The organism is Pseudoalteromonas sp. NZS37 (assembly GCF_015864265.1).
Classification (GTDB): Bacteria; Pseudomonadota; Gammaproteobacteria; order Enterobacterales; family Alteromonadaceae; genus Pseudoalteromonas; species Pseudoalteromonas arctica.
The window spans coordinates 1-7,860 of the sequence record NZ_JADYXL010000021.1; the positions used below are offsets into that span (position 1 = coordinate 1).

Annotated in this window: 4 protein-coding genes and 5 pseudogenes; 6 read left to right on the forward strand and 3 right to left on the reverse strand. The window is 37.1% G+C overall.

Annotated features, from left to right (window positions below; translation table 11 throughout):
- Positions 1-437 precede the first annotated feature (437 nt).
- Positions 438-1,301: pseudogene (locus tag I6F47_RS19895) on the reverse strand (methionine synthase); the annotation flags it as partial.
- Positions 1,302-1,426: 125 nt separating this feature from the next.
- Here I6F47_RS19895 and I6F47_RS20780 point away from each other — a divergent pair.
- Positions 1,427-1,516: pseudogene (locus I6F47_RS20780) on the forward strand (Mobile element protein); the annotation flags it as partial.
- 108 nt (positions 1,517-1,624) lie between these two features.
- Entirely contained in the window at positions 1,625-2,599 is a 975-nt protein-coding gene (locus I6F47_RS19900; protein ID WP_197184411.1) for a transposase, read from the forward strand.
- 926 nt (positions 2,600-3,525) lie between these two features.
- Here I6F47_RS19900 and I6F47_RS19905 read toward each other — a convergent pair.
- Positions 3,526-3,846 (reverse strand): annotated as a pseudogene (locus tag I6F47_RS19905) (methionine synthase); the annotation flags it as partial.
- 74 nt (positions 3,847-3,920) lie between these two features.
- Between I6F47_RS19905 and I6F47_RS20785 the strand changes: the two are divergent.
- A pseudogene (locus tag I6F47_RS20785) lies at positions 3,921-4,196 on the forward strand (hypothetical protein); the annotation flags it as partial.
- Between the two features lie 554 nt (positions 4,197-4,750).
- On the opposite strand, the pseudogene I6F47_RS19910 reads toward I6F47_RS20785, so the two are convergent.
- Positions 4,751-5,092 (reverse strand): annotated as a pseudogene (locus I6F47_RS19910) (transposase); the annotation flags it as partial.
- A 169-nt stretch (positions 5,093-5,261) separates the two neighbouring features.
- On the opposite strand from I6F47_RS19910, the gene I6F47_RS19915 reads away from it, so the two are divergent.
- From I6F47_RS19915 to I6F47_RS19925, 3 genes are all read left to right on the forward strand, one after another.
- Positions 5,262-6,125 carry a hypothetical protein gene (locus tag I6F47_RS19915; protein WP_197184412.1) on the forward strand — a complete coding sequence of 288 codons (864 nt, stop codon included), beginning with the start codon at positions 5,262-5,264 and terminating at the stop codon, positions 6,123-6,125.
- 315 nt (positions 6,126-6,440) lie between these two features.
- The gene (locus tag I6F47_RS19920) at positions 6,441-7,415 is read left to right on the forward strand and encodes a transposase (protein ID WP_197184413.1); all 975 of its coding nucleotides are present in this window, start codon (positions 6,441-6,443) and stop codon (positions 7,413-7,415) included.
- A gap of 225 nt (positions 7,416-7,640) precedes the next feature.
- Positions 7,641-7,860 (forward strand): hypothetical protein (locus I6F47_RS19925; RefSeq protein ID WP_197184414.1); only part of this gene is annotated, 220 nt, incomplete at its 3' end.

Consider the following 7,860-nt stretch of genomic DNA (forward strand, 5'->3'; position numbering starts at 1 on the left):
ATTCAGTAAACATTAAAACTGCAATTATGTAGTTATTATCATGCGTGTAATTCAGGTTTTAACGTGCTAATGACTTATTTAATGGATGAAATAAAAGTAACCCAATATTAAAAGATAAATTTTGAATCTGAAGAGCTAATTTTGTGGCACAGTTTTGTTTGTTCAATTAAAGTGTCTGTCTGGTTTGGTCGGTATGTACAGGTGGCGGGTGGTGAAAAGGGAGTACATGGCTTGTTAGGCTCTCCTTTTTTTACTCAATACCAAGCAGTTATCGATTTTTCAAAAAATAGGTTAGAGCTTTTTAATAAAAAAAATTAAATAACTAACCTAAACTTGTTCTTTAGCCGGTTTTAGCTATCGCACCATATTTATGGGCTTAATTATGGCATGGTGCGACAGCTGTTATTGTTTACAATTTGTATTTTAAAGCTACTTTTCTAGTTCTTTTCTAATAATTCTTTTCTTATAATTTCAGCCCCAGCGCTCAAGGCATTTAGTTTACCTCTGGCTATATGGTGAGGTAGTGGAGCCATGCCGCAGTTGGTACACGGGTAGAGTTTGTCGGCATCTACAAATTGCAGTGCTTTACGTAGCGTATTAGCTACTTCCTCTGGCGTTTCGATAGTGTGATTTGCTACATCAATTGCGCCTACCATTACTTTTTTACCGCGAATGAGTTCTAGTAAATCCATTGGTACATGCGAGTTATGGCACTCTAGTGAGATAATATCGATATTAGATTGCTGAAGCTTAGGGAATGCTTCTTCGTACTGTCGCCATTCGCTTCCTAGTGTTTTTTTCCAATCTGTATTTGCTTTAATGCCGTAGCCATAGCAAATATGCACTGCGGTTTCGCATTTAAGCCCTTCAATTGCTCGCTCTAAACAGGCGATTCCCCAGTCGTTCACTTCATCAAAAAATACGTTAAACGCGGGCTCATCAAATTGGATGATATCAACGCCTGCGGCTTCTAATTCTTTTGCTTCTTGATTAAGAATGATGGCAAATTCCCACGCTAGTTTTTCGCGGCTTTTATAATGGTCATCGTAAAGCGTGTCGATCATTGTCATTGGGCCTGGCAATGCCCATTTAATCGGTTGTTTGGTTTGCTTGCGTAAAAATTTAGCGTCTTCAACAAACACAGACTTTTGACGGCTAACAGGGCTAACAACTGTAGGTACACTTGCGTCGTATCGGTCACGAATTTTTACTGTTTTACGTTTTTCAAAGTCAACACCGTTTAGGTGCTCTATAAATGTAGTTACAAAATGCTGCCTTGTTTGCTCACCATTACAAATTAAACAAGACACCCATCCTAAATTTAAATGAAATTAACAGAAATTAACAAGACACCCATACTAAATTTTGCACTTTTCGAAGTTAGAGGCTAGCCTTTATTTAGTGCGAAAAACGAGCAGGGTGTCTTATGGTGATTGCAAGAAAGCGTCAAGTAAGTTTGGTTGATACAAAATACTACCATTGTATTTCGCGGTGCGTGCGACGTGCATTTTTATGTTGGCATCTAAATAAACAAGATAAATAAACAAGACACCCATCTTAATTTTGCACTTTACGGAGTTAGAGGCTAGCCTTTGTTTAGTACAAAAAACGAGCAGGGTGTCTTATGGCAATCGCAAGAAAGCGTCAAGTAAGTTTGGTTGATACAAAATACTATCACTGTATTTCACGCTGTGTTCGTCGTGCATTTTTATGTGGCGAAGACCGTTTTACTGGTCAATCCTACGAGCATCGACAAGGTTGGGTTGAAGATAAGTTACTTATGCTCGCAAAAATATTTTGTATTGATGTATGTGCTTATGCCGTAATGAGTAATCACACTCATTTGGTACTATATGTAGATGATAAGAAAGCAAACAGGCTGAATGATAAAGCGATTGTTATTCGCTGGCATAAACTCTGTAAAGGCACATTGTTAACGCAAAAATATGTACAAGGTGAAAAGCTAAGTAAAGTTGAACTCATCTTTTTCAACCAAACGGTTAAACAATACCGCGAACGCCTAGCAAGTATTAGCTGGTTTATGCGGCTATTAAATGAAGACATTGCGCGTAGAGCAAATAAAGAAGATAACTGCACAGGACGATTCTGGGAGGGTAGATTCAAATCGCAAGCATTACTAGATGAAGCAGCACTTGCAGCGTGTATGGCCTATGTCGATTTAAATCCCATTAGGGCTAAAATGGCTAACACACCAGAAGAGTCAGACCATACCAGTGTACAAAAGCGCTTAACATGCGCGACAGAAGGTAAACAGCCTAAACAGTTACTACGTTTTGCAGGTATGCCACGTCAGATTATGCCTAAAGGGCTGCCGTTTGAGCTTAAATCGTACCTTGAACTTGTTGAGTTAACAGGGCGAATAATACGAGAGGATAAACGCGGGCACATTGATAATATGAACCTTCCTTTGCTAGAAAGACTTAATATATCCCCCGAAAACTGGTTAAAACTCACCACACAATTTACGCGCGTATTCCATGGTGCAGTAGGTAGGCCCACTTCACAAGCAAGTTACTGTGAACATTTAAAGCGGAAACGGCGAACAAATATTAGCAACTGCGAAAAGTTACTCGCATAAAACTTAAACTACTCAGTAAAACCATTCAGTAAACATTAAAACTGTAATTATGTAGTTATTATCATGCGTGTAATTCAGGTTTTAGCGTGCTAATGACTTATTTATTAGATGAAATGAAAGTGACCCAGTAATCAAAGATAAATTTTGAACCTGATTGGCTAATTTAGTGGCACAGTTTTGTTTGTTCGATTAAGGTGGCTGTCAGGTTTGTATTTAGTGGCACAGTTTTGTTTGTTCGATTAAGGTGGCTGTCAGGTTTGTATTTGTTTCTGTGTATTTCTACATTAAGGAAAAAACCTTAAAGTTAACCAATTGTTTACAGGTGTTTATTTGATGGTTAAGATAAATGCATTGTGATATGTGGACATTTGTCGGTTTATAAAACGACAAATATCGTAGACAAAATTGTTAGGTGCTACAAGCAAAAGGCAGTTGTTTCGAATTTTGCTAAAGCTTCTCAAAAGGAAAATTGGCTGAAAATAGTTTATGAAAAAACACTCAAAATCTGACAAGATACTTTTGGTTTCTTGTGGTCTATTTTTTACCTTTCTCTTCATTCACGATCTACTTACTGGTCAAGTTTCTCCCAAAGGAGGCGAAGATTACTCACTTGAAACCAGCCCAACTATGTTTTACTTTATTCTAGGTGTATATGCAGTTTTAACTGGGGCGTGTATTTTTGAACTTGTAAGAAACAAGATTCAGTTTAAATGAACAGCGCACCTAACAAACCAATCTTGTTCAGCCAGCAAGCAGTTATCGATTTTTCAAAAAACAGGCTAGAGCTTTTTAATAAAAAAAATTAAATAACTAACCTAAACTTTGTTCTTTGGTAGGTTTTAACTAACGCACCATGTTTATGGATTTCACTATGGTATGGTGCGACAGCTGTTATTGTTTACAATTTGTATTTTAAAGCTACTTTTCTAGTTCTTTTCTAATAATTCTTTTCTTATAATTTCAGCCCCAGCGCTCAAGGCATTTAGTTTACCTCTGGCTATATGGTGAGGTAGTGGAGCCATGCCGCAGTTTGTACACGGGTAGAGTTTGTCGGCATCTACAAATTGCAGTGCTTTACGTAGCGTATTAGCTACTTCCTCTGGCGTTTCGATAGTATGATTTGCTACATCAATTGCGCCTACCATTACTTTTTTACCGCGAATAAGTTCTAGTAAATCCATTGGTACATGGGAGTTATGGCACTCTAGTGAGATAATATCGATATTAGATTGCTGAAGCTTAGTAAAATGATTAGGATGACACCCATCCTAATCATTAGGAAAAAAGCCAATAAAAACAGTATGAAGAGTGCATTATTATAAATAATGAATCACGCAAAAAGCTGAGCTATGTAGACAAAATGAAAGTAACAATAGACAGCCCAATCGGGACGATATCTGTTTATTAAAGAATGGCAAACGACTCGGCTGTATTGAACCGGCTTTCCTTTAAATAAAAAGCGGAACATTACAGTGAACAAAGGCATGAATAAATTGACCTTACGGGGTCAAACAAAAGTGAATGCCTTTACTTTATTGTGTGGCAACTGTATTGCCTTGTTCATAATATAGAAAAGCTGCAAAACACGATGCATTAAGAAGGGTAAGCCCTTTTACCCTAAATAAAAGCCACTCAACCACCCTTAATCCCTTCCAAAACGCCAATTAAAACAATATCAAACACTTCTATATTCTGCGTAAAAATACAGTAATCGATTGAACCAAAATAGGAACTCAGCTATGGTTTGTTTATCAATAAAAACAAATTTAAAAACGAGTTAATCTACAGGCTCGTTAGCTTGCTTTTGAATATGGAGTTTTCATTGCATAGAATATATTGGTTCACATCTTTCAATATTGTCGTTTTAATCATTTGGTCAGTAGGAATGTTATTTAACTTTCAGTACGATGATGGAGGAATTGGAGGTTTATATTATATTTTTATTCCTTTGTTTTGCTTTATGTTCCTTTTGGCTGGTAACTTAATTGAATTGATATTATCGGCAAATGCAGACTTTTGGTTAGTAGCTCCAATTGGTCTGTTATTAGCATTCTGTGTTGACTTACTTAAGATAAAGTTCTGGAAAGGTAAATTTCAAAGTGGCGAAGGCACAAGCTAACAACACGCCCTGAGGTGGACGACTAGTAAAATTTAGCTATTAACTGCAAATTTTAAAAGTAGTGAGCCTCTGCGTTTTAAGGCCGCTAAATACGTCGATTCATTGTAGGGTGTATTCGTTTTCCAACACCTAAATACAATCCTTATCCATTTAAATGCCAGTGATCTAATAATGCTGTTATGCGGCTTACCCTTGGCTTTTTGTTGCTCATAATACGCTTTAGCCCAAAACGAATAACGAATAGAAAAGCCTGCCCATTCCACAAATGTTTGCCTTAAGAAAGTGGGGCAACTATAACGCCAATGAGTCCACATCTTTTGACCACTGCGCTCAATAACAGGCGCTATACCAGCGTACTTTTGAAGCTCTGCAGCAGGAATACTTTCCAAAATGCTAATTAAAACAATATCAAACACGTCTTTATATGCTCCGTAGAAGTACAGTCATAGATTGAAAAAAATAGGAACTCAGCTATGCTTTATTTATAAATAAAAATAAATAAAAAACGAGTTAATCTACAGGCTCGTTATCTGAAGGAATAGTATGAAAATAAAGGTTGAGCACTTAAACGATAAAGGAAAAATAGAAGACATAGAACTTAATTTGTCCTACTTACAATTTATTAAGCATTTAGCTTTTGCTGGAATGGGAGTAAGTAAGTCTCCACATAATTCACCTCGATTCTTGGGGTTTATGTTTGAATTTGTACAATATTGGGGGTCTGAACCTGACCATTTTTCTATTCCAAGAATAATATCTAATGATCCAACTGAGCTAGGTCAAATTTCAAATAAAATTGGAAAAGCTCTAGCAGATTTTTTATCGAAGAAAATATACGGCGCCAAATATACTCATAACTATGAGGATGCAATGGTTCAGGGGGGTCATCTAATAAAGGGCGAAAGACCCGATTTATATTGTGATACTCGTTCAAAACAGTTTGCAGTAGAAGCAAAAGGGTTCAAAGTCCCAACAGTGTCTGCAAATAAAATGCTTAAATACAAGTCACAATCACAGCAAGGTCCTGTCCCAGTTCATTTTTCAGTAGCCAGTGTGGCTTATGATTTGTATCAAGCTCCGAGTGTTAAATTTCACGACCCTATTGGTGATGATGTCAAATACTCGACAGATATTAATAACAAGTTGATTGAACTCTACTATCGCTCAATCTTAGACTCTATTGAGCTATTAAATTTGGAGCAGTCTAAAAACGCTGAACGAATACCAAATGATTTCATTGCATATCACCTTCCAGAAATATACCCAAAAAACAAAATGCATTTGTTGCTACATAAATCAATAGTGAATGGGGATTGGGAACAAATGGAAGAGTTTAACTCACGTAAAATCGAAGAAAAGAATGATACTTATATTGATTCAGATGGTGTTGGGCTGTGCATCAGATAACAAGATAATTGGACTCCCAACCTCTACACTACGAATTAGAATGACATATATGGACGCTCCCTTGAAGTCAAGACGAGCTAATGTATAAACATCAAAATAAATGTTTTTCTTTAATTATCATGTATCTCATATCACAGTAATGATGCGTCACAAGCTTGCTGAAAAGCAAAGGTACTGAGATATATTCGAGCTATGGTGTCATGATTATCATGTGCCATGATCCCAATATTAACAGTGACACCCATCCTAAATTTTGCTCTTTTTAAAATTAACGACTACGTTTTAATTAGTGCAAAAAAACAGGCAGGGTCTCTTATGGCAATTGCAAGAAAGCGTCAAGTAAGTTTGGTTGATACAAAATACTACCATTGTATTTCACGTTGCGTGCGTCGTGCATTTTTATGTGGCGAAGACCGTTTTACAGGTCAATCTTACGAGCATCGTAGAGGTTGGGTTGAAGATAAGTTACTTATGCTCGCAAAAATATTTTGTATTGATGTATGTGCTTATGCCGTAATGAGTAATCACACCCATTTGGTACTATATGTAGATGATAAGAAAGCAAACAGGCTGAATGATAAAGCGATTGTTATTCGCTGGCATAAACTCTGTAAAGGCACATTGTTAACGCAAAAATATGTACAAGGTGAAAAGCTAAGTAAAGTTGAACTTATCATTTTTAATCAAACAGTAAAGCAATACCGCGAACGCTTATCAAGTATCAGCTGGTTTATGCGGCTATTAAATGAAGACATTGCCCGCAGAGCAAATAAAGAAGATAACTGCACGGGTAGATTTTGGGAGGGTAGATTCAAATCGCAAGCATTACTAGATGAAGCAGCACTTGCAGCGTGTATGGCCTATGTCGATTTAAATCCCATTAGGGCTAAAATGGCTAACACACCAGAAGAGTCAGACCATACCAGTGTACAAAATCGCTTAACATGCGCGGCAGAAGGTAAACAACCTAAGCAGTTACTACGTTTTGCAGGCATGCCACGTCAGATTATGTCTAAAGGGCTGCCGTTTGAGCTTAAATCGTACCTTGAACTCGTTGAGCTAACAGGGCGAATAATACGAGAGGATAAGCGCGGGAATATTGATAATATGAACCTTCCTTTGCTAGAAAGGCTTAATATATCCCCAGATAACTGGCTAAAACTCACTACGCAATTTACGCGCGTATTTCATGGTGCAGTAGGTAGACCCACTTCACAAGCAAGTTACTGTGAAAATTTAAAGCGTAAACGGCGATCAAATATTAGCAATTGCGAAAAGCTACTCGCATAAATTAAAACAGTTCAGTAAAAGTTAAAAATGCCATTACGGAGTTATTTTCATGCGTGTAATTTGGGTTTAAAAATGTAATGACTTATTTAATAGATGAAATGAAAACGACCCAGTAATAAAAGGTTAATTATGAACCTGAAGAGCTAATTTTGTGGCACAGTTTTGTTTGTTCAATTAAAGTGGCTGTCTGGTTTGGTCGGTATTAATTGATCCCTTGGAGGGGTAATGGAAGCAATAACAATTACGAGTGTTTTTAGTGCGGTAGTCGGTGCATTAACAGGTAGTCTTGGGGCTGCACTCCTAGGAGCGGGTATTGGTGCAGGACTTTCTGCAACTTTAATAGTTATCCATGAAACTAATCGTGAAAGAAAAAATAGAGCTCTTGATCTGATACAAGAATACAGTTCTCCGGATTACATTCAGATTCGTAATGATGCAAGTAAAG